Annotated in this window: 16 protein-coding genes and 1 tRNA gene; 11 read left to right on the top strand and 6 right to left on the bottom strand. The window is 69.9% G+C overall.

Annotated elements, in window-relative coordinates; genetic code table 11:
* Nucleotides 1–29: 29 nt before the first annotated feature.
* A complete protein-coding gene (locus SALPAC6_RS0104345) occupies nucleotides 30–578 on the bottom strand; it encodes a TetR/AcrR family transcriptional regulator (RefSeq protein ID WP_018252218.1) in 549 nt (182 codons plus the stop codon).
* A gap of 227 nt (nucleotides 579–805) precedes the next feature.
* Between SALPAC6_RS0104345 and SALPAC6_RS0104335 the strand changes: the two genes are divergently transcribed.
* On the top strand, nucleotides 806–1,765 hold the full coding sequence (locus SALPAC6_RS0104335) for a non-homologous end-joining DNA ligase LigD (protein ID WP_026189313.1): 960 nt from the start codon (nucleotides 806–808) through the stop codon (nucleotides 1,763–1,765).
* 68 nt (nucleotides 1,766–1,833) lie between these two features.
* Here the strand turns inward: SALPAC6_RS0104335 and SALPAC6_RS0104330 are convergent, their stop codons facing one another.
* Nucleotides 1,834–2,568 carry an alpha/beta fold hydrolase gene (locus SALPAC6_RS0104330; RefSeq protein ID WP_018252216.1) on the bottom strand — a complete coding sequence of 245 codons (735 nt, stop codon included), beginning with the start codon at nucleotides 2,566–2,568 and terminating at the stop codon, nucleotides 1,834–1,836.
* A gap of 77 nt (nucleotides 2,569–2,645) precedes the next feature.
* Between SALPAC6_RS0104330 and SALPAC6_RS0104325 the strand changes: the two genes are divergently transcribed.
* Nucleotides 2,646–3,617 carry a helix-turn-helix transcriptional regulator gene (locus tag SALPAC6_RS0104325; RefSeq protein WP_018252215.1) on the top strand — a complete coding sequence of 324 codons (972 nt, stop codon included), beginning with the start codon at nucleotides 2,646–2,648 and terminating at the stop codon, nucleotides 3,615–3,617.
* A 122-nt stretch (nucleotides 3,618–3,739) separates the two neighbouring features.
* Here the strand turns inward: SALPAC6_RS0104325 and SALPAC6_RS0104320 are convergent.
* From SALPAC6_RS0104320 to SALPAC6_RS0104305, 4 genes are all read right to left on the bottom strand, one after another.
* Nucleotides 3,740–3,814 (bottom strand) — tRNA-Arg (locus SALPAC6_RS0104320).
* 94 nt (nucleotides 3,815–3,908) lie between these two features.
* Entirely contained in the window at nucleotides 3,909–4,601 is a 693-nt protein-coding gene (locus SALPAC6_RS0104315; protein ID WP_033667104.1) for a winged helix-turn-helix domain-containing protein, read from the bottom strand.
* A 251-nt stretch (nucleotides 4,602–4,852) separates the two neighbouring features.
* On the bottom strand, nucleotides 4,853–5,518 hold the full coding sequence (locus SALPAC6_RS0104310; protein ID WP_018252213.1) for a DUF305 domain-containing protein: 666 nt from the start codon (nucleotides 5,516–5,518) through the stop codon (nucleotides 4,853–4,855).
* Nucleotides 5,519–5,530: 12 nt separating this feature from the next.
* Nucleotides 5,531–6,346: a DUF3105 domain-containing protein gene (locus SALPAC6_RS0104305; RefSeq protein ID WP_026189312.1), complete on the bottom strand. Its 816-nt coding sequence runs from the start codon at nucleotides 6,344–6,346 to the stop codon at nucleotides 5,531–5,533.
* 100 nt (nucleotides 6,347–6,446) lie between these two features.
* On the opposite strand from SALPAC6_RS0104305, the gene argS reads away from it, so the two are divergent.
* The 9 genes from argS to rpmE all read left to right on the top strand — a co-directional run bounded on the left by argS (nucleotide 6,447) and on the right by rpmE (nucleotide 20,767).
* On the top strand, nucleotides 6,447–8,111 hold the full coding sequence (gene argS / locus SALPAC6_RS0104300; RefSeq protein WP_018252210.1) for an arginine--tRNA ligase: 1,665 nt from the start codon (nucleotides 6,447–6,449) through the stop codon (nucleotides 8,109–8,111).
* 169 nt (nucleotides 8,112–8,280) lie between these two features.
* Nucleotides 8,281–9,693 (top strand): diaminopimelate decarboxylase, encoded by a 1,413-nt coding sequence (gene lysA, locus SALPAC6_RS0104295; RefSeq protein WP_018252209.1) that lies wholly within the window; start codon nucleotides 8,281–8,283, stop codon nucleotides 9,691–9,693.
* An 8-nt stretch (nucleotides 9,694–9,701) separates the two neighbouring features.
* Nucleotides 9,702–11,015 carry a homoserine dehydrogenase gene (locus SALPAC6_RS0104290; protein WP_018252208.1) on the top strand — a complete coding sequence of 438 codons (1,314 nt, stop codon included), beginning with the start codon at nucleotides 9,702–9,704 and terminating at the stop codon, nucleotides 11,013–11,015.
* A gap of 35 nt (nucleotides 11,016–11,050) precedes the next feature.
* A complete protein-coding gene (thrC, locus tag SALPAC6_RS0104285; RefSeq protein ID WP_018252207.1) occupies nucleotides 11,051–12,100 on the top strand; it encodes a threonine synthase in 1,050 nt (349 codons plus the stop codon).
* A gap of 141 nt (nucleotides 12,101–12,241) precedes the next feature.
* Nucleotides 12,242–15,523 (top strand): efflux RND transporter permease subunit, encoded by a 3,282-nt coding sequence (locus tag SALPAC6_RS0104280; RefSeq protein WP_026189311.1) that lies wholly within the window; start codon nucleotides 12,242–12,244, stop codon nucleotides 15,521–15,523.
* A gap of 115 nt (nucleotides 15,524–15,638) precedes the next feature.
* A complete protein-coding gene (locus SALPAC6_RS0104275) occupies nucleotides 15,639–16,886 on the top strand; it encodes an MFS transporter (RefSeq protein WP_018252205.1) in 1,248 nt (415 codons plus the stop codon).
* Between the two features lie 88 nt (nucleotides 16,887–16,974).
* Complete coding sequence (gene thrB / locus SALPAC6_RS0104270; protein WP_018252204.1) at nucleotides 16,975–17,919, top strand: homoserine kinase; 945 nt, start codon at nucleotides 16,975–16,977, stop codon at nucleotides 17,917–17,919.
* Nucleotides 17,920–18,212: 293 nt separating this feature from the next.
* Nucleotides 18,213–20,237, top strand: coding sequence for a transcription termination factor Rho (gene rho / locus SALPAC6_RS0104265; protein WP_018252203.1), 2,025 nt, complete (start codon nucleotides 18,213–18,215; stop codon nucleotides 20,235–20,237).
* A gap of 305 nt (nucleotides 20,238–20,542) precedes the next feature.
* Nucleotides 20,543–20,767, top strand: coding sequence for a 50S ribosomal protein L31 (gene rpmE / locus SALPAC6_RS0104255; RefSeq protein WP_018252202.1), 225 nt, complete (start codon nucleotides 20,543–20,545; stop codon nucleotides 20,765–20,767).
* Nucleotides 20,768–20,813: the final 46 nt, after the last annotated feature.

The following is a 20,813-nucleotide window of genomic DNA, read 5'->3' as shown; positions in this document are numbered from 1 at the left end:
GGTCGATGTCCTCCGTCGTTATTGGTGGGTCAGTTGACCGGTTCGAGTGCCCGGCGGACCAGCGCGAGCAGCGCCGGTCGTAGCTCCGCCTCGGGGAGATCGATGAACTCGCCGCACGTCTCGGCGATGCCGGCGAGAATCACCAGCGCCGAGACCCGGGCAGCCGGGCGATCGGATTGCCCGGCAAAGGCGCGGACGAGCCGATCCGGGATGTGTTGTAGGTGGCTGAAGGGGGGTTGCTGGAACAGGCCGGGGAACTCACCGCGGAGGAACGCGGTCTCGCGGCGGAACTGGACGGCCAGGTCGACGTAGCCCTCGGCCGCGACCCGTTGCGCCTCCGCCGGGCTGCTCGCGGCGGCGATGCGCTCGTCGAGTTCCCGTAGCTGGTCGATCGGCCGGGCTACCAATTCGGCAAGAATGGCTTTCTTGTCGGCGAAGTGGTAAAGCACCGCCGCCTTCGAACAGCCCACGTCTGCCGCGATGTCCTGCAACGACGTGCCCCGGTAGCCGGATTGCGCAAACCGTCGCCCCGCCGCCGCGAGAATATCGTCGTGCCGCTCGGGCGCTGCCCGTGTCATGCCGGTTCCACCTCCTCGCACAGCATGCCTGACCGATCGGTCAGATGCCGACTGATGGGCAAACCAGTGGCGTTCGCCACACCCAGGTGGGTCCGATTGGCCGTGGCGAAGGCGCTTCTGGCGGTGCTCTGGCGGTGGCCGCCGGTTCCGGCCCGCGGCTGGCTGACGTGCTCATGTCGGCGGCCGGGTGTGTTGACCGCCGTCTCGGCTGCCGGCAGGGTGATCAGATGGGCAAGGTCGAGGAGACCCGGGACGGGGTCGCACTGACTAACCTGAGTCAGCCGCTGTTTGACGGGGCGGGCGCGACAAAGCGCGACCTGGTGAACTACCTGGACGCGGTGCGCGACCGAATCCTGCCGTACCTGCGGGAGCGGCCGTTGTCGGTCATGCGGGTGCGCCCCGGGCAACCCCCGTTCATGCAGAAGAACCTGCCGAGGTACACCCCGGAATGGGTTCCTCGTACGGGGGTGTGGGCGGCAGCGTCGCACCGCGAGATCTCGTACGCCCTCTGCGGCGACCGACGTACGTTGCTCTGGCTCGCCAACCAGCGGGCGGTGGAGTTCCACCCCACCCTCGCCACGGTCGCTGCCCTGCAGTGCCCGACCCACCTCGTGCTCGACCTGGACCCGCCGGAGGGCGCCCCGTTCGAGGCGGCGGTGGCCGCGGCCCTCCTGGTCCGGCGGGCGCTCGCCGGTGCCGGGCTGGCCGGGGCGGTGAAGACCAGCGGTGCCAAGGGGGTGCATGTGTTCGTGCCGGTGACGGCGGAGGCGACGGCGGAGGAGCTGGCCGCCGCCACCCGAGCGCTCGCGCTTCGGGCGGCACGCCTCGACCCGGACGTCGCGACGACCGCCTTCATCCGGGAGGACCGGAGTGGGAAGGTCTTCATCGACTCCACCCGAGCTGGTGGGGCGACGGTGGTGGCCGCCTACAGCCCGCGGCTACGGTCCGGCGTGCCGGTTTCGTTCCCGGTGCCCTGGGACGTCCTGCCATCGGTTACGCCCGCCGACTTCACGATTCAGACCGTGCCCGCACTGGTCGCCACCGGTGACCCGTGGGCGGACGGAATGCCTACGGCGCAGCGGCTCCCGGCCGACCTGATCGCGGAGGGGCGCACCATCCCGGTGGCTCGGGTGCAGGCGATGCAGGAGGGGAAGCGTCGGGCCCGTGCCCGGCGGGCCGCCGGCTGAGTGCCGGTCGGGGTGACCGCCGGGCATCCGACGCCGTTCGGCTGCCGCACCGCGTACCGGCGCCGCTGTCAGCTCACGGCCGTATCGAGGGCATCGGCGAGCTCAGTCGGGGCGGACAACATCGGCCAGTGCCCCGTGTGCAGGTCGAAACGCCGCCACGGGGGCTGGGTGAGGGACGCCAGGGCCGGTACTCCGGCGTTCAACAAGTCCCGGAAGTCGTTGCACGTGACCAGGACGCGGTCGACGTCGTGGCGGGGTTCGGCCGGGCCAGTGAGCCGCTGCTCGTAGGTCCCGAATGGTTGGGCGGTGGCACGTGCCCGCAGCAGCTCCCGCTTGTTCTGGTCGAGTCCGTCGAGGCTGCTGGACATTCCCAGGACTTCCAAGGGGGGCATCGGTAGTCGCCATCCACCGCCATCCGCTGCCACCTGCTGGCGTAGCTGGTCAGCGGCCTCCGGTGGCATGAGGTCGAGCATGCACATGCCGGTGGCGAACGGAGCGCTGTCCACGTACACCACACGCTTCAGCCGTGCATCGAGTTGTGCGGCTGCTCCGGTGACGGGAGCGCCCGCGTAGCTGTGGGCGACCAGGGTGACGTCGTGCAGGTCACGTTGCTCGATGACATCGACGATGTCGGCGATGTGGGTTTCCAGGTTCGTCGCCGGAGTGCCACGGTCGGCGTACTCACCGAGGCCGGTCAGCGTCAGCGGAAGCGCCGTGTGTCCGCGCCCAGCTAGCGCGTGCGCGGTGTCGTGCCAGGCCCATGCGCCGAGCCAGGCGCCGGGAACGAGTACGAAGGTAGCCATGTGTTCTCCCTAGCTTGAGGCGTCGCAAGCGTAGGATCAATACAGGACAGATCCCGCCCGGATATCTTGAGTGACCCATGTCTCATCCGCTGACGCGCATCCTGACCCTGCTGGAGCTCCTGCAGTCGCACCCGCGGCTTGCTGGTCGGGAACTGGCCGACCGGCTCGGCACTGACGTCCGAACTGTCCGTCGCTACGCCGCGCACCTGCGCGATCTCGGGATCCCGGTAGCGGCCGAACGGGGACGCCACGGCGGCTACCGCCTAGCCCGCGGCTATCGGATGCCGCCCCTGGTCCTCACCAACGACGAGGCCCTCGCCGTTGTCGTGGGACTGCTCGCCGCAGAGCGGCTGGGCATGAGCATGACCACTCCGGCGCACTCGGGCGCCCTGGCCAAGATCGAACGGGTCCTCCCCCGCGGCCTGCGGGAGCCGCTGGCTGCCATTCGGGAGACCCTGTCCTTCACGACGAACGCGGTGACCGCGCAGGCGCCCGAGGTGGGTGTGCTGCTGGCCCTGGCCCAGGCATCGCGTGGCCGTACGGCCGTCCACCTGAGCTATCTGTCCTGGCAACAGGAGCAGACCGAACGTGACCTCGATCCTTACGGTGTCGTCTTCCATCGCGGCCGTTGGTATGTGGTCGGACGCGACCACCGGTACGACAACCTAAGAACCTTCCGCATCGACCGGATCACTTCGCTTGCAACTGGTACGCAAACCTTCACGGTGCCTGAGGGTTTTGACCCCGTTACTCACCTGACGTCGGCGCTTGCTCGTGTTCCCTACCGCTGGGAGGTCGAAGTCCTCATCCACGGGCCGCTGGACGACGTCGCCCGCCGACTGCCGCGCTCCGCCGTGACGCTCGAGACAGCTGTCGCCGGTGTCGTGATGCACGCGCGGGCCGAGAGCCTGGACGGCATGGCCCGCCTGCTGGCCGCACTGGAATGGCCCTTCACCATCCGCCGACCCGACGAGTTACGGCCGGCGCTGAGAAACCTGGCTGACCAGCTCACGGCAGCCGCAGACCGGGTACCGAACAAGCCGTCGTAGCGGGATGGCGCGACCCGTCGCGATGCCATCGACATCGCGCGTGTCCGTTCGGAATTCCGGTGTGGCCGTTGGCCTACGCTGGTGGCCCTGGCCGCGTGACCCGAGTGGTCACAGCCTCTTGGTGGTGCCCCCGGCAGGATTCGAACCTGCGCTCCCGCCTCCGGAGGGCGGTGCTCTATCCCCTGAGCTACGGGGGCTCAGCGACCGGAGAAGAGTAGCAAACCCCTCCCGCGATCACCGAATCGGTATGCGCGGATGCGCTCCAGTTGCCCGCGTCCGGGCGAGCTGGGGTCACGCGGCGACGGCGCGACCGCAGCTCGGCAACGGGTGTAGCGCGATGCGGCGGGGTAGCCGACGTGGCCACTCATTGCGGGGCCACGAGCCGTCAACGATCAGGTGGACGGTGCGTTGCTCCGCTCCGCTGAGCCGGAGTACAAAGTCACGCGGGAGCGGGGGGTCCACCGACGGCGTGGTGATCATGAATTGGACCCGCCCTCGGGACGAGACCGCGGAGATGATGTCCGCCGCCGGCATCGTGCCGCGGAGCCGGATCCGGCCGATCCAGTGCACGTCGGCCAGGTGCTCCTGAGCGGCCCGGATGATCGCTGGGTACTCGGTGCGCACCCATCGCTCCACCGTGCCGACGCAGAGCCCGCAGGCGCGCTCGCGTGGCTCCCGTGGACCGAGTCCCCACGCTCGCAGATACACCCCGACGGCGCCGGGGTCGAGCGGCAACCCGAACCGGTTCTGGATGAGGGTGTGTAGGCCCTGTCGCGTCCAGAGCTCCTCGTCCAAGCCGAACGCGTCGGGGTAGCTGCCCCGCAAGGTGTCGATCAGCTCGAGTTCCTGTTCGCGGCTGAGCGCTCCTGGCTCGCTCTGCCGCACTCCGCGACGGACGGCCGCCACCGCCCCGTCACCGCCGATTGTGTGGCGCCGACACCAGCTGGTGACCGAACGCCGTGCGTCTCTCAGTGCAACACCCACGTCTTACGCAACGAGCCCGAATCGCAACTGGTCACGATATGTGCGGAGAAACTTCTCTTTGAGATGTATTCGCCCGGAGAGGGATCAACCTCTCGAATCGGACTTGCTTCCTCAGTGGGGTATGGCCGGTCCGGGTCTGGCCCGTTGGGTGGGACCGGGCTCGGCGGGCCCGCGGTGCGCACCTCTGACCATGACAAACGACCCGCACCATCCCGTGGTGGTGCGGGTCGCAGGACAGCCCAGCCGCCCGATCAGCCCCGGATGCGCTCGAGTGCGTTGCGCAGGTTGGTCAGATCTGTCTGCTGGGTGTTCTTCATGGTCTGCGCGGTCTGGACCACGTCCTTCTCGTCGCTCTGGTCGAGCAGCGCATCAACCATGTGGATGCCGCCGATGTGGTGCGTGATCATCAGCTCGAGGAAGAGGACATCCACCTCCGTGCCCCGGGCCTCCCGTAGCTGTGTCATCTGCTCCGCAGTGGCCATCCCCGGCATCAGCCCGTCACGGATCATCTCGGTGCCGTCCGGTACCCACGCCATCCGGGGCTCGGAGCCGGTCGGGTCCAGCTCCCACGACCGTAGCCAGGCCTGCATGATGCCGATGTCACCCTGCTGACCGAGGGCGATGTCGCTACCGATCGTCTGGACCTCCCGGTCCGTGCCGTGCTTGAAGGCGATCAACCCCATCTCCACCGCCTGGGCGTGGTGGGTGGTCATGTCCCGGGCGAAGCCCGCCTCGGCGGAGGTGTCCCCGGGCCGGTTGAGGTTGGGGGTGAGTAGGCCGCCCGCATAGCCGAGCAGGAGGCCGATCACGATGGCGATCGCCATCGTCGCCGTGCCGAACCGGGTAGCGGGGCGACGGGCGCTGGCGGCGGGCGGAGCCCCGTCTGGCTTTTCTTCGAGGGGCGTGCGGACGGACATCCCGGCTCCTAACTACTGCGGCATCTGCGGGCCGAGCTCCCGCGGCGTGGTGCCGGTGGCGGTGACGCCCTGAGCGCAGAGGGCGGTTGGCCCCTCGACAGAGGCATTGACCTTCAGCGTCTTGATGAAATCGTCGATCCGGCCGTCGTCGGCGTTGTCGACCTTGAGCTGGTAGCCCCAGGCCTGGAGCGAGATCGCCTGGTCCAGGCCTTCGTACGGGCTGAGGAGGAGCTTCTCGTTGCCGCGTACCCGCTCGGCCAACTTCTCGACCTGGCCGGCGTCGAGGTCGGGCTGGTAAGTGATCCACACCGCGCCGTGCTCCAGGCTGTGCACCGCGTGCTCGCTGGCGATCGGTGCGTCGTAGATGTCGCCCATGCAGTTCTGCCAGGCGTCGTTGTGTGGGCCGGCGACCGGGGGTAGGACGGAGTACTGGATTGAGCCCTGCTGGTGGTTGCCGCCCGTGACCAGCTCCGGGTCCTTCTCGCGGTAGTTGACGATGCCGGCGATCTCGTTCGCCCGTTCGTCCCACGGCTTGGAGCCCTGGAATGCCGCCCAGCCGCCGTAGCCGACGATTGCGACAGCGAGCACGCCGACGGCAACGAAGAGGGCGATCGGCCCCCAGTTGCGCTCCTGGCTCACCCTGACCGGAGTGATCGGCTTGCGTGGCTTCTTGCCGCCGCGCTGACTGCCCACTGGTTTACCGGACCCCGGTCTGCCCCCCGCTGGCGTGCCGGATCCGGGCTTGGCCGGCCTGCCCCCGGCTGACTTCTTCGTGCTGCTGGCAACGGTCGGGTGGCGTTCCGGGCCGCCCGGGGTGCTGATGCTCATCGGGCCTCGTCAGGTCGGTCGGTCGGGGGATCTGGCGGGCTGGGGTCACATGCTGGGTCGCCGCCGCGGGGACTGAGTCTACCCCCGATAGCATGGTTCGGTGACTCCCGCAGAACTCGCCGAGGTCGTCCTCACCGCAGCCCACGCCGTCTTTACCGAGCGGGGCCTGGACCGCTCCACGCTTCCGGAGCAGACCGCGGTGGAGCGACCCCGCAACGTCGAGCACGGGGACTACGCCTCGACGCTGGCCCTGCAGCTCAGCAAGAAGGTGGGAGTCCCGCCCCGGGAGCTCGCCGCTGCGCTGGCCGAGCAGCTCGGCCAGGCCGTGGGGGTCAAGTCGGTGGAGATCGCCGGCCCGGGCTTCCTGAACATCCGCCTCGACGCGGCCGCCGCGGGCCAGCTGGCCCAGGTGATCGTCGAGACCGGCGCGGAGTACGGCCGCAGTGGCCGGCTCGCCGGTCAGTCGATCAACCTCGAGTTCGTGTCGGCCAATCCCACCGGCCCGGTGCACATCGGCGGCGTCCGGTGGGCGGCGGTCGGTGACGCGTTGAGCCGGTTGCTGCGCGCCACCGGGGCTGCGGTCGCCACCGAGTACTACTTCAACGACGCCGGTTCGCAGATCGATCGGTTCGCCCGCTCCCTGCTGGCTGCGGCGAAGGGGGAGCCGCCGCCGGAGGACGGGTACGCCGGCGCGTACCTTGCGGAGATCGCGCAGCAGGTCCAGTCCCGGCGGCCGGACGTGCTGGCGCTCGACGCCGCCGCCGCCCAGGAGGTGTTCCGGGTCGAGGGCGTCGAGTTGATGTTCGCGGAGATCAAGTCGTCGCTGCGTGACTTCGGCGTGGAGTTCGACACCTACTTCAACGAAAAGGACCTGCACGACCGGGGTGAGTTGGAGCTCGCCCTGGAGCGGCTCCGGCAGCAGGGCCACATCTTCGAAGCCGACGGCGCCACCTGGCTGCGCACCACCGACTTCGGCGACGACAAGGACCGGGTGCTGCGCAAGTCCGACGGCGAGTGGACGTACTTCGCCGCGGACTGCGCCTACTACCTGGACAAGCGGGAGCGCGGCTTCGAGCGGGTCGTGCTGATGCTCGGCGCGGACCACCACGGCTACCTGGGCCGGATGAAGGCGATGGTCGCCTGCTTCGGCGACGACCCGAGCCGCAACCTGGAGATCCTCATCGGGCAGATGGTCAACCTGGTCCGGGACGGGGCCCCGGTGCGGATGAGTAAGCGAGCCGGCACCGTGGTGAGCCTGGAGGACCTGGTCGACGCGATCGGTGTGGACGCCGCCCGGTACGCGCTGGCGCGCTACTCCACCGACTCCCCGATCGACATCGACATCGAGCTGTGGACCCGGGCCAGCCGCGACAACCCGGTCTACTACGTGCAGTACGTGGCGGCGCGTACGGCGAATGTGGGGCGCAATGCCGCGGAGGTCGGGCTGGCCCGGGGTGGCTCGGCGGACTTCCACCCCGAGCTGCTCGACCATGACAAGGAAAACGAGCTGTTGAAGGCGCTGGCCGAGTTCCCCGCCGTGGTGGCCACCGCCGCCGAGCTGCGGGAGCCACACCGGATCGCCCGCTACCTGGAGGACCTGGCCGGGGCGTACCACCGCTTCTATGACAACTGTCGGGTGCTGCCGCGGGGCGACGAGAAGATCACCGACCTGCACCGCGCCCGGCTCTGGATCAACGACGCCACCCGCGTGGTCATCGCCAACGGCCTGCGGCTGCTCGGCGTCACGGCCCCAGAGCGGATGTGACATGCGAGCGCGAGGAGTGAGCTTGCGAGCCCCGCAGTCGGGAAGCGGAGACAAGTAGTGCGAGCGCGAGGAGTGAGCTTGCGAGCCCCGCAGTCGGGAAGCGGAGACAAGTAGTGCGAGCGCGAGGAGTGAGCTTGCGAGCCCCGCAGTCGGGAAGCGGAGACAAGTAATGCGCGCACATGAGGCCGGCGCCCTGCACGGGGAGATCGGCAGCCAGGGGGCGGCGTGGCTGCGGGCCCCGCGGGACGTTAACGCCCTGATACCCGCGCTGTGGCCGCGTACCGTCAGCCGGGCGGGGGACGGCGCGCTCGCCGTCGCGGGCTGCTCGGTACGGGATCTCGCGGCCCAGTTCGGCACCGCGGTGTACCTCCTGGACGAGGAGGACCTGCGGAGCCGCTGCCGGGATTTCCGTGCCGCCTTCCCGACCGAGGATGTCTACTACGCCGGTAAGGCCTTCCTCTGCCGTGCGGTTGCCCGAATGGTCGCCGAGGAGGGCCTGTACCTGGACGTGTGCAGTGGTGGCGAGTTGGCTACCGCGCTGGCGGCCGGGATGCCACCGGAGCGGATCGGCTTCCACGGCAACAACAAGTCGATCGCCGAGCTGAGTCGGGCGGTGGAGGTCGGGGTGGGGCGGATCATCGTCGACTCATCCCACGAGATCGACCGGCTTACCGCGTTGGCTCGCGAGCGGGACGTCCGCCCCCGGGTGTTGGTGCGGGTCACCGTTGGCGTGGAGGCGCACACGCACGAGTTCATCGCCACCGCGCACGAGGACCAGAAGTTCGGTTTCTCGCTGGCGGACGGCGCGGCGATCGCCGCCGTGCTGCGCATTCTCGACGAGGACGTGCTGGAGCTGCGCGGTCTGCACTCGCACATCGGGTCGCAGATCTTCGATGCGAGCGGTTTCGAGGTCTCCGCCCGCCGGGTGCTGGCGCTGCAGGCGCAGATCCGCGACGCGCGGGGGGTGCAGCTACCGGAGCTGGACCTGGGCGGCGGCTTCGGCATCGCGTACACCTCGCAGGACGACCCGGCCACGCCGGCCGACCTGGCGAAGCGACTACGCAAAATCGTTGACGGGGAGTGTGCCGCCGAGCGGCTGGCTGTGCCGCACCTGTCGATCGAGCCGGGCCGGGCGATCGTCGGCCCGGCCATGTTCACGCTCTACGAGGTGGGCACGGTCAAGTCGGTGCCGGTCGGCGCCGGTGGGGACGCGGCCGATGGGCGTCGTTGTTATGTGAGTGTTGACGGTGGCATGAGCGACAACATCCGAACCGCGCTCTACGACGCGTCGTACTCGGCGACTCTGGCGTCCCGAGCGAGCGTCGCCGAGCCGGTGCTTGCCCGCGTTGTGGGAAAGCACTGTGAGTCTGGGGACATCGTGGTCAAGGATGAATTCCTGCCCGCCGACGTGCAGCCCGGAGATCTTGTCGCCGTGCCCGGCACGGGTGCCTACTGCCGGAGTATGGCCAGCAACTACAACCATGTACCGCGCCCTCCGGTGGTCGCGGTGCGTGACGGCCGGGCTCGCCTGATCGTCCGCCGGGAAACCGAAGAGGATCTGCTCGCTTTGGATGTGGGATGACATCACCTGTGCGCTTGGCGCTGCTCGGCTGCGGCACGGTCGGCAGCGAGGTGGTTCGGCTGCTGCACTCGCAGTCCGCCGATCTCGCCGCCCGGATCGGTGCCCCGCTGGAGATCGCCGGCATCGCTGTCCGGCGGATCGGCCGGGACCGGGGGGAGTTGCCGGTCGATCCTCTCGTCTTCACCGCTGACCCGCTCGACCTGGTCAAACGGGACGACATCGACGTGGTGGTCGAGTGCGTCGGCGGCATCGAACCGGCCCGGAGCTGGCTGGTGGAGGCGCTGCGGGCGGGTAAGAGCGTGGTAACCGCGAACAAGGCGCTGCTCGCCGAGGACGGCGGGTCGCTGCACGACGCGGCGGCGCAGGGCGGGGGCGACCTCTACTACGAGGCGGCCGTGGCCGGCGCGATCCCCCTGCTGCGCCCGCTGCGGGAGTCGTTGCACGGGGACCGGGTCACCCGGGTGACCGGCATCGTCAATGGCACCACCAACTTCATCCTCTCCGCCATGGACAGCACCGGCGCCGGCTTCGCCGAGGCGTTGGCCGAGGCGACTGATCTGGGGTACGCCGAGGCTGACCCGACGGCCGACGTGGAGGGTTTCGACGCGGCGGCCAAGGCGGCGATCCTCGCCTCACTGGCGTTCCATACCCGGGTCGGCGCGGCGGATGTGCACCGGGAGGGCATCACCGAGGTGGCCGCCGCCGATGTCGCCAGCGCCAAGGCGATGGGCTGCACCATCAAGCTGCTCTGCATCGCAGCGCGGGGCACCGCCGCGGATGGCCGGGAGACCGTCAGCGTACGGGTGCATCCGGCGATGATTCCGCTCACCCACCCCCTCGCCAGCGTGGGTGACGCCTTCAACGCGGTGTTCGTGGAGGCCGAGGCGGCGGGGCAGTTGATGTTCTACGGGCCGGGTGCGGGTGGGGCGCCGACCGCCAGCGCGGTGCTCGGCGACGTGGTGGCGGTCTCCCGCAACCGGCTCGCCGGGGTCCGGGCGGCCAGTGAGTCCGCCTACGCCGACCTGCCGGTGCGGCCGATGGGGGAGGCGCTCACCCGCTACCACATCAGCCTCGACGTGACCGACCGTCCCGGGGTGTTGGCGGCGGTGGCGGGTGTGTTCGCGCAGCACGGTGTATCGATAGCAACCGTTCGGCAGGGTGCCGCGGGCAGCGGCGCGGCCGGCCGGGACGACGATGCCGACCTGGTCATCGTCACCCATGTCGCGCCGGATGCCGCACTCGCCGCGACGGTCCAGGCATTGCGCGGGCTGGACGCGGTCCGGTCGGTAGCCAGCGTGCTGCGGGTCGAGGGCAGCGCATAGCCCAGTCCGGGCCGGGGAGAGGCGGAGGAGACGACATGTGGCGGGGTCTTATCGACGCGTATCGAGGTCGGCTGCCGGTTACGGCGACCACCCCGGTTGTCACCCTGCACGAGGGGAACACCCCACTGCTGCCGGCGCCGGTGCTGTCGGCGCGGACCAGGTGCGAGGTCTATCTGAAGGTCGAGGGCGCCAACCCGACCGGCTCCTTCAAGGACCGCGGGATGACCGTCGCGGTCTCCAAAGCGGTCGAGGCTGACAACAAGGTGATCATTTGTGCCTCGACCGGCAACACCAGTGCCTCGGCCGCGGCCTACGCGGCGCGAGCTGGCCTGACCTGCGCAGTGCTGGTGCCGCAGGGCAAGATCGCGCTGGGCAAACTCGCCCAGGCGCTGGTGCACGGTGCTCGCCTGCTTCAGGTCAGCGGCAACTTCGATGACTGCCTGGCGCTGGCCGCCAAGCTCGCCCAGGACTATCCGGTGGCCCTGGTGAACTCGGTGAACATCGATCGCCTACACGGCCAGAAGACCGCCGCGTTCGAGATCGTCGAGGCGCTCGGCGCGGCGCCGGACATCCACTGCATGCCGGTCGGTAATGCGGGGAACATCTCCGCCTACTGGCTCGGCTACTCGGAGGAACAGGCGGCCGGAAATATCACCCGGGCCCCGAAACTCTACGGTTTTCAGGCCGCTGGCGCCGCGCCGATCGTCACCGGCCAGGCGGTGCGGGAACCAGCCACCATCGCCACCGCAATCCGGATCGGCAATCCGGCGAGTTGGCCGAGAGCACTGGATGCCCGGGACGCCTCGGGCGGTCTGATCGCCGCGGTCACCGACCGGGAGATCCTGACCGCCTACCGGCTGCTCGCTCGCGATGTCGGGAGCTTCGTCGAGTTGGGCAGCGCCGCGAGTGTCGCCGGACTGCTCCAGCAGGCCGCCGCGGGTACGGTGCCGCCGGGTTCGACGGTTGTCTGCACGGTGACTGGTCATGGTCTGAAAGACCCGGAGTGGGCGATCTCGACTGCCCCCGCGCCGGTGACCATCGCCAATGACCCCCTGGCCGCGGCCCGTTCACTCGATCTGACCTGAGGGCGGGGCGGGGCTCGCCCGTGATACCGGCGAGCAAACTCGCGGGGCGCTGAGATCGAACCCCGCCGTACCGGTGCAGAACCAGTACGGGACACTCGACTCACCCGCACCCATTTCCCGCATCAGGAGTGAGCCCAGCCGATGTCGCTGCTCGCCAGATTCAGTCTTGCCAATAGAGGGCTGATAGCCCTTGTCGCGGTGGTCACCACGGTGTTCGGAGCGTTCGCCGTACCGTCGCTGAAGCAGCAGCTCCTACCGTCGCTGGAGTTCCCGGCCGCCTTTATCGTGGCGGGCTATCCGGGCGCCGGTCCGGAGGCTGTGGAGTCGCAGGTAACCGCACCGATCGAGAACAGTCTGCAGGGCGTAGCCGGGCTGGAGAAGATCACCTCCACCTCGCGCGAGGGGTCGTCGACCATCCAGGTTGAGTACGAATTCGGTACCGATGTGGACGAGGCGGTTAGCCAGCTACAGAGCGCGGTCAACCGGGTCGTGGAGCTGCCGGACGGGGTTGACCCGCAGGTCATCGCCGGCGGTACGGATGACCTGCCGGCGGTGGTGCTCGCCGCCTCCGGCGATGCCGATCAGCAGGCGCTCGGCGAGCAGCTTCGCGGTACGGTCCTGCCGGAGCTGGCCGCGATCGAGGGCGTCCGTACGGTCGACCTGACGGGCACCCGTGATGAGGTGGTGGTAATCACGCCCGACATGGCGAAGATCACGGCCGCCGGGATTCAGCCCAGCGCCTTCGGCGGGGCATTGCGAGCCAACGGCGTCGCCATTCCGGCCGGCGCGGTGGTGGATGGCCAGCAGACGCTCCCGGTGCAGGTTGGCACCCCGCTGGGCACCCTCGACGAGCTGCGTGGCGTCATCCTCACGGTGGCGCCGGCGGCCCCGGTGCGCCTCGGCGACGTGGCGAGGGTGGAGCAGCGGCTCACCCCGGTCACCGCGATCACGCGTACCAACGGCCAGGAAAGCCTGGGCATCGCCGTAACCGCGACCCCGGACGGGAACGCGGTGGAGATCTCCCAGGAGATCCGGGACCGGCTCGCGGAGCTGCGCACCGCCTCCGGTGCCGAGCTGACCGTCGTCTTCGACCAGGCTCCCTTCGTCGAGAAGTCGATCAAGGGTCTCGCCACCAAGGGGCTGATCGGCCTCGTGATGGCCGCCCTGGTGATCCTGGTCTTCCTCCTCTCGGTGCGCTCCACCGTCGTCACCGCGGTCTCCATCCCGTTGTCGGTGCTGGTCGCGCTCATTGCGCTCTGGATCGGTGACTACTCGCTCAACCTGCTCACCCTCGGCGCGTTGACCATCGCCGTCGGTCGCGTCGTCGACGACTCGATCGTGGTGCTGGAGAACATCAAACGGCATCTTGAGTATGGCGAGTCCAAGCAGGAGGCCATCCGTACCGCGGTCCGTGAGGTGGCCGGTGCGGTGACCGCCTCCACCCTCACCACGGTCGCCGTCTTCGCCCCGATCGCGCTGGTCGGTGGATTCATCGGGCAGCTCTTCGCGCCGTTCGCGATCACCGTCACGGTGGCGCTGCTCGCCTCGCTGCTGGTGTCGCTGACCCTCATTCCGGTGCTGGCGTACTGGTTCCTCCAGCCAGCCGGCAAGACGGCGGGTGCGGCGGCGGTGCGCCGGGCAGCGGAGGAGAAGGAGCTGCGAAGCCCGCTACAGCGTGCGTACCTGCCGGTCATCGGCTTCGCCACCCGCGAGCGGTCGACCCGATGGATCACCCTCGGCCTCGGCGTCCTGGTCCTCTTCGGCACGTTTGGCCTCTCCCGCCAGCTGGAGACGAACTTTCTCGACGACTCCGGCCAGGACACGTTGACCATCACCCAGGAACTGCCGGCCGGCACCGGACTGGCCGGAACGGACGCGGCGGCCCAACAGGTGGAGGAGGTGCTGGCCGAGACCGAGGGCATCGAGACCTACCAGGTGACGGCGGGCGCCGGGGGTAACCCGTGGGCCGGTGCCAGCGGCAACAACGTGGCGACCTGGTCGCTCACCCTCACCGACACCGACGCCGAGCAGATGCGTGCTGTCCTGCGCGGAAAGTTCGACGAGTTCGGTGCCGAGGCGGGTGAGTTCCGGTTCGGGACCGGGCAGGGTGGAGCTGCCGCTAATCAGCTCGAGGTGGTCGTGCAGGCCACCGATCCGGCGACCCGGACCCAGGCCATCGACGAGGTGTCGGCGGCGATGACGGGGCTGTCCGGCGTCGAGGATGTGACCACCAGCGTGGCCACCCAGGTCGGGCAGGTCGCGGTCACGGTTGATCGGGCGAAGGCCGCGGCGGTCGGGCTCACCGAGGCGAGGGTCGGGCAGCTCGTCGCGCAGGCCTTCCGGGGCGCCCCCCTGGGGCAGCTGACGCTCGAGGGGCAGCAGCGGGACGTGGTCCTGCAGACCGTCCAGCCGCCGGTGTCAACGGAGCAGTTGCGGGCACTGCCGGTCGGTGCGGTCACGCTGGGCGCCATCGCTGAGGTCAGCGAGGTGCTCGGCCCCCAGCAGATCACCCGGATCGACGGTGAGCGCAGCGTCTCGGTGACCGGCACGGCCACCGGCTCCGACCTCGGTGCGACCAGCCAGGAGCTGCAGGAGCGGCTGGACGCGATCGACGTCCCCGGGGCCACCTTCGTCATCGGCGGGGTCAGCGCGGACCAGGAGGAGGCCTTCGCTGATCTGGGGCTGGCGGTGCTAGCCGCGATCGCGATCGTCTTCCTGATCATGGTTGTGACGTTCCGTAGCCTGACTCAGGCGTTGATTCTGCTGGTCTCCGTGCCGTTCGCGGCGACCGGCGCGATCGGGCTGCTGCTGGCCACCGGCACCCCACTGGGCGTACCGGCGTTGATCGGTGTTCTCATGCTGGTCGGCATCGTGGTGACCAACGCGATTGTCCTGCTCGACCTGGTCAACCAGTACCGGGCGCAGGGCCTGGGGGTCCGGGAGGCGGTTGTCGAGGGCGGCCGGCGCCGGCTGCGCCCGATTCTGATGACCGCGGTCGCGACCATCTTCGCGCTGCTGCCGATGGCCCTCGGCCTCACCGGCGAGGGCGGCTTCATCTCGGAGCCCCTGGCGATCGTGGTGATCGGCGGTCTGCTCAGCTCGACGTTGCTCACCCTGGTGCTGGTACCGACCCTGTACGTCATGGTCGAGCACGCCAAGGAGTCGATCCGGGACTGGCGGGCCGGTCGGCGGGGGACGCGGGCCGTGGTCGAGGCATCGGCCGCCACGTCCACCTCGGCTGAGCCGGCGGCCACCGAGCCCGGTGCGGCCGAGCCTGCGAGTCCGGGCGCCGCCACCGTCACCGCCACCGGGGAGGCGTCCGGCCAACCAATGCCCTCGCCGGCGCTGGTCGATGGAACTGACCAGTTTGAGGTACTGCGACTGCCCAGAAGCCGCACCTCGCCGCTTCCGCCGGCGGAGTAGCGCGCCCTGGCCCGCGGACGCCCTCGACGGCTGATCGAGGGCGTCCGCGCCGTGTCCGGGCCCTGCTGTCCGTACGATGACCAGAGCCCGGCACCGTGGTGGATAGGGTTCGGTGATGCCGTCCGTCCTCTCGGTCCTGCGTCGTAACCGGAACTTCCGCAAACTGCTCTTGGCCCAGCTGATGGTCTTCGGCGTTGACTGGTTCGTCATGGTGCCGTTGCTGGTGCTCCTGCCAGCCTTGACCGGCAGCGGCGTGTGGGGTGCGCTGCTGCTGGCCATGGAGACCGGCGTCGTGGCGCTGCTGCTGCCGTACGCCGGGGCGGTGGCGGACCGGTTCGATCGTCGCCGGATCATGATCGGAGCCAACATCGCTGCGCTGGTCGGCGTGCTGCTGCTCCTCGGCGTACGCGATGCCGGCACCGCCTGGCTGGCGTTGGTCGGGATCGGGGTGGTGGCGGTAGCGAAGGCGTTCTACTCACCGGCCGCGCAGGCCGCCCTGCCGAACGTGCTGGACCGGGACGAGTTGGCCGCGGGTAATGCGGTCGCGGGTTCGGCGTGGGGCACGATGACGATTGTCGGGGCATCGCTCGGCGGTGTGCTGAGCAGCGTCACCGGACCGTACGTCGCCTTCTGGGTCGCCGCCGCCGGCCTGCTCCTGGCGGCGGTCCTGGCCGGGCTGATCCGTCGGCCGTTGCAGGCTCCCCTAGATCGGGACCGGCCGGTCCAGCCGACCTGGGCGGCGGTCCGGGAGGCGCTCGGCTACATCGGCCACCGGCCCCGGGTGCTGGCGTTGGTGACGGTGAAGTCGGCGGTCGGTCTCGGGAATGGTGTGTTGACGGTCTTTCCTTTGCTGGCAGCGACCTATGGGGCAGGCCCGATCGGCGCCGGTCTGCTCTTCGCGGTACGTGGGGCGGGGGCTCTGGTCGGTCCGATCCTGATGCGACGGGTCCTGGGTAACCGGGCCTGGCTGCTGCCCGGCCTGGCGTTGTCCATGTCGCTGTACGGGCTGGCCTATCTGGGCACCTCGGCGGTGAACTGGTTCCCGCTGGTGCTCGTGTTGGTCTTTGTGGCGCACTTCGCCGGGGGCAGTAACTGGGTCATGTCCAACTACGCCCTCCAGGGCGAGGTCCCGGACCGGTTACGGGGGCGGGTTTTCGCCACCGACATGATGCTGGCGACCCTCGCCATCACGGTGAGCCAGCTGGTGGTGGCGTCGATGATTGACGTGGTGGACGAACGGGTGGTGCTGGCCGGTGGCGGTCTGGTCACCCTGGTCTACGCGATCGGGTGGCGGGTGGCGACCCGCCACCTCTCGCTGACCGGGTCGGTTGCCGAGTCGGAGTCTGCGTCGGCGCTGCGCTGACCTGCCGAGGTTCTTCGCCACCAGCTCCCCGGCAGTGGGCCCGGGGGCGGTGGTGCGGAACGTCGGTGCGCGGTCCTAGCATGAGCGCGTGTCCACCAACTTCATGCCCGGCCCGGTCCGGGTGCGAGTCGCTGCCACGAGCGCCAATCTGGGGCCAGGCTTCGACGCCGTCGGGCTCGCCCTTGGACTCTATGACGATGTCTGCGCCGAGGTTACCGCTGGCGGTGTCACGGTGCAGGTGGTCGGCGAGGGCGCCGGTGACCTACCCAGCGACGAGCGGCACCTCGTGGTGGGCGCGATGCGGGCCGCCTTCGCCGAGTGTGGCGGCCAGCCAGCGGGGCTGACGGTGGAGTGCGTCAATCGGATCCCCCAGGCGCGTGGCCTCGGCTCGTCCTCGGCGGCGATCGTCGCCGGGGTGCTGCTGGCCCGAGCGTTGGTGCCCGACGGGCAGCAACGGCTGGACGACGCCGCCGTGCTCCGTCTCGCGGCCCAGCTCGAGGGCCACCCGGACAATGTGGCGCCCTGCCTGCTGGGTGGGTGCACCGTCGCGTGGACCGAGCCGGAGGGCGCCCGAGCGGTGTCGCTTCCGGTCGCCGCCGGGGTTCGGCCGACGGTGTTCGTGCCGACGGAGCGGGGGCTCACGGCCGCCGCGCGGGCCGCGCTGCCGGCCACGGTGCCGCACCAGGACGCGGCACAGAACGCTGGCCGGGCCGCACTGCTGGTCCATGCGCTCAGCGTCGCACCGGAGCTGTTGCTGCCGGCCACGGTTGACCGGTTGCACCAGGACTACCGGGCCGAGAGCATGCCGGCGACGGCCGCGCTGGTTGCCGAGCTACGCGCGGCGGATGTGCCAGCGGTGGTGTCTGGGGCCGGCCCGACTGTGCTGGCCCTGCGTCATCCCCCCGCCGACCTGGTGACGGGGCCAGACTGGCAGGTGTGGTCGTTGCCGGTAGAGGTGCACGGCGCCCGGGTCGGGCGGGGTAGACTGGGACACGCGGAGCGGGATCCTGTTGCCGCAGGTCGGAAGAGTTGATTACGCTCTAGACTTAGCACAGCCGCGAAGCACGCGATTTTCCTGCGGGTCGGCGCACCCCCGAAGCTGTCGGCGGTCTGCCCGTCACCCCTGCCTAGACACGCCGCACCGCAGTGCGCACCGGTCGCGGCAGACGGCGAGCCCGTCCTCATCACCTCGGTGAGTCGGGAAGGCGACCGGCTGCTGTGTCACCATCTCCCGCGACGCGTCCATGCGAGGCGGGTGCACCGAGGCCGCCCGGCCACCTGTATGTCGATCCCGGGCAGTCCCGGCCTATCGAGGGAAGGATTCCATTGAGCGACACCACCGACGTGACGTCGGATGTTTCCAACGTCGCTGGCGATGCCACGACCGCTGCTCCCACCCGTCGCCGGCGTAGCGGCACCGGTCTGTCGGCGATGCTGCTGCCGGAGCTTCAGAGCCTGGCCGCGTCGCTCGGCATCTCGGGCACGGCTCGCATGCGCAAGGGTGAGCTGATCAGCGCGATCACCGAGCGCCAGAGTGGCGGGGCAGCCACCGGAACCCCTCGACCGCGGGCCGAGGTTGCGGCTGCTGCGGCCCCCGCCCGGGGGGAGGTTCACGCGGAGGTTCGGGAGTCGGGTGAGCGGCCGGAGACCGAGTCGCGTCCCGCCGAGCCGTCGACAACCACGCCGACCACGCCGACCACGCCGACCACCGGCCGCACCCGTGGCCGACGTAGCCGGGCGGTCAGCGAGGCCAGTGAGGCCCGCGCCGAGACGCGACCGGAGGGGGCCGAGTCCGGCGAACGCCGGGAGCGGAGTGAGGGCCGCGGTGGCCGGGACCGGGCTGAGCGCGGTGACCGGAGCGAGCGCGGCGACCGGGCTGAGCGTGGTGACCGGGCTGAGCGCGGCGAGCGCGGCGACCGGGCTGAGCGTGGTGACCGGGCTGAGCGCGGCGACCGCGGCGACCGGGCTGAGCGTGGTGACCGGGCTGAGCGCGGCGACCGCGGCGACCGGGCTGAGCGTGGTGACCGGGCTGAGCGCGGCGACCGCGGCGACCGGGCTGAGCGCGGCGACCGGAACGAGCGGGGTCAGCGTGACAACGACGGCGAGGAGGAGAACGAGGGCGGCGGTCGGCGTGGTCGGCGCAGCCGCTTCCGGGACCGTCGGCGCGGCCGTGGTGACCGGGACGGCGATGGCGGCCGGGAGCCCCAGGTCAGCGAGGACGATGTCCTCGTCCCGGTGGCGGGCATCATCGACGTGCTCGACAACTACGCCTTCGTCCGGACTACCGGCTACCTGGCCGGGCCGAATGACGTTTACGTCTCGATGTCCCAGATCAAGCGGTACGGTCTGCGGCGCGGTGACGCGATCACCGGTGCCGTCCGCGCGGCGCGGGAGGGCGAGCCGCGGCGCGACAAGTACAACCCGCTGGTCCGGCTGGACACCATCAATGGGATGGAGCCGGAGGAGGCGAAGCGCCGACCGGAGTTCTATCGTCTAACCCCGCTCTACCCGCAGGAGCGGCTGCGGTTGGAGAGCGAGCCGCACATCCTCACCACTCGGGTGATCGACCTGGTGATGCCGATCGGCAAGGGTCAGCGGGCGCTCATCGTTTCGCCGCCCAAGGCCGGTAAGACGATGGTGTTGCAGGCGATCGCGAACGCGATCACCCACAACAACCCGGAGTGCCACCTGATGGTGGTGCTGGTGGACGAGCGTCCAGAAGAGGTCACCGACATGCAGCGGTCGGTGAAGGGTGAGGTAGTCGCGGCAACCTTCGACCGTCCGCCGCAGGACCACACCACCGTCGCCGAGCTGGCGATCGAACGGGCGAAGCGGCTGGTCGAGCTGGGCCACGACGTGGTCGTGCTGCTGGACTCGGTGACGCGGCTCGGCCGGTCGTACAACCTGGCGGCGCCGGCCAGCGGCCGGATCATGTCGGGTGGTATCGACTCCACCGCGCTGTACCCGCCCAAGCGGTTCCTCGGTGCGGCCCGCAACATCGAAAACGGCGGTTCGCTGACCATCCTCGCCACCGCGCTGGTGGAGACCGGTTCGACGGCGGACACGGTCATCTTCGAGGAGTTCAAGGGCACCGGCAACGCGGAGTTGAAGCTGGACCGGAAGATCGCCGACAAGCGGACCTTCCCGGCCATCGACATCCACCCGTCCGGCACGCGTAAGGAGGAGATTCTGCTCGCGCCGGAGGAGTTGGCCATCGTCCACAAACTCCGGAAGGTGCTGCACGCGCTGGACTCGCAGGCCGCGCTGGACCTGCTGCTGGACCGGCTCAAGCAGTCACGGACCAACATCGAGTTCCTGATGCAGATTGCGAAGTCGACGCCCGGGGAGTGAGCCCCAGGTCGGTCCGGGGCGCGGCCGCGTGGTCGTGCCCCGGTGCCGGTAGCGGCGGCGACACCGCATCGGGTCGTCGCACCTCCGGAGCGGAACCGCCGGGACGAATGCTCGGCGGCGGATCGGGGAATGCGGTGCTACGGGTCGACGTTTGCGCTGCCAGTGGCGCGGCGCGGCCCGCTTACCGAGCCGACCTGTCCCCGTGGCAGACTGGTCAGTCGGCCACCGGTTCCGGTTCACGCCCGATCCGTCGTACACCCGCGGCCGGGCGACCCGGCGACCACCAACGAGAGGACCGAGGCGACATGAAGCCCAACATCCACCCGGAGTACGTGACCACTGAGGTCGCCTGCTCCTGCGGCAGCACCTTCACCACCCGCAGCACCGCCAAGGGCGGTTCCATCCACGTGGAGACGTGCAGCGCCTGCCACCCGTTCTACACCGGTAAGCAGCGCGTTCTGGACACCGCCGGCCGGGTGGCCAAGTTCCAGCAGAAGTACGCCAAGGTTCAGGCCAAGAAGGGCAAGTAACGCCCAACTCGGCGCCCGTGTCCGGTCTTGTCTCCGGGCGCGGGCG

The sequence above is a fragment of the Salinispora mooreana genome, assembly GCF_000379065.1.
Taxonomy (GTDB): Bacteria; Actinomycetota; Actinomycetes; order Mycobacteriales; family Micromonosporaceae; genus Micromonospora; species Micromonospora mooreana.
Note: the sequence above shows the minus strand (reverse complement) of the source record. Positions and strands in the feature narration are given on the sequence as shown.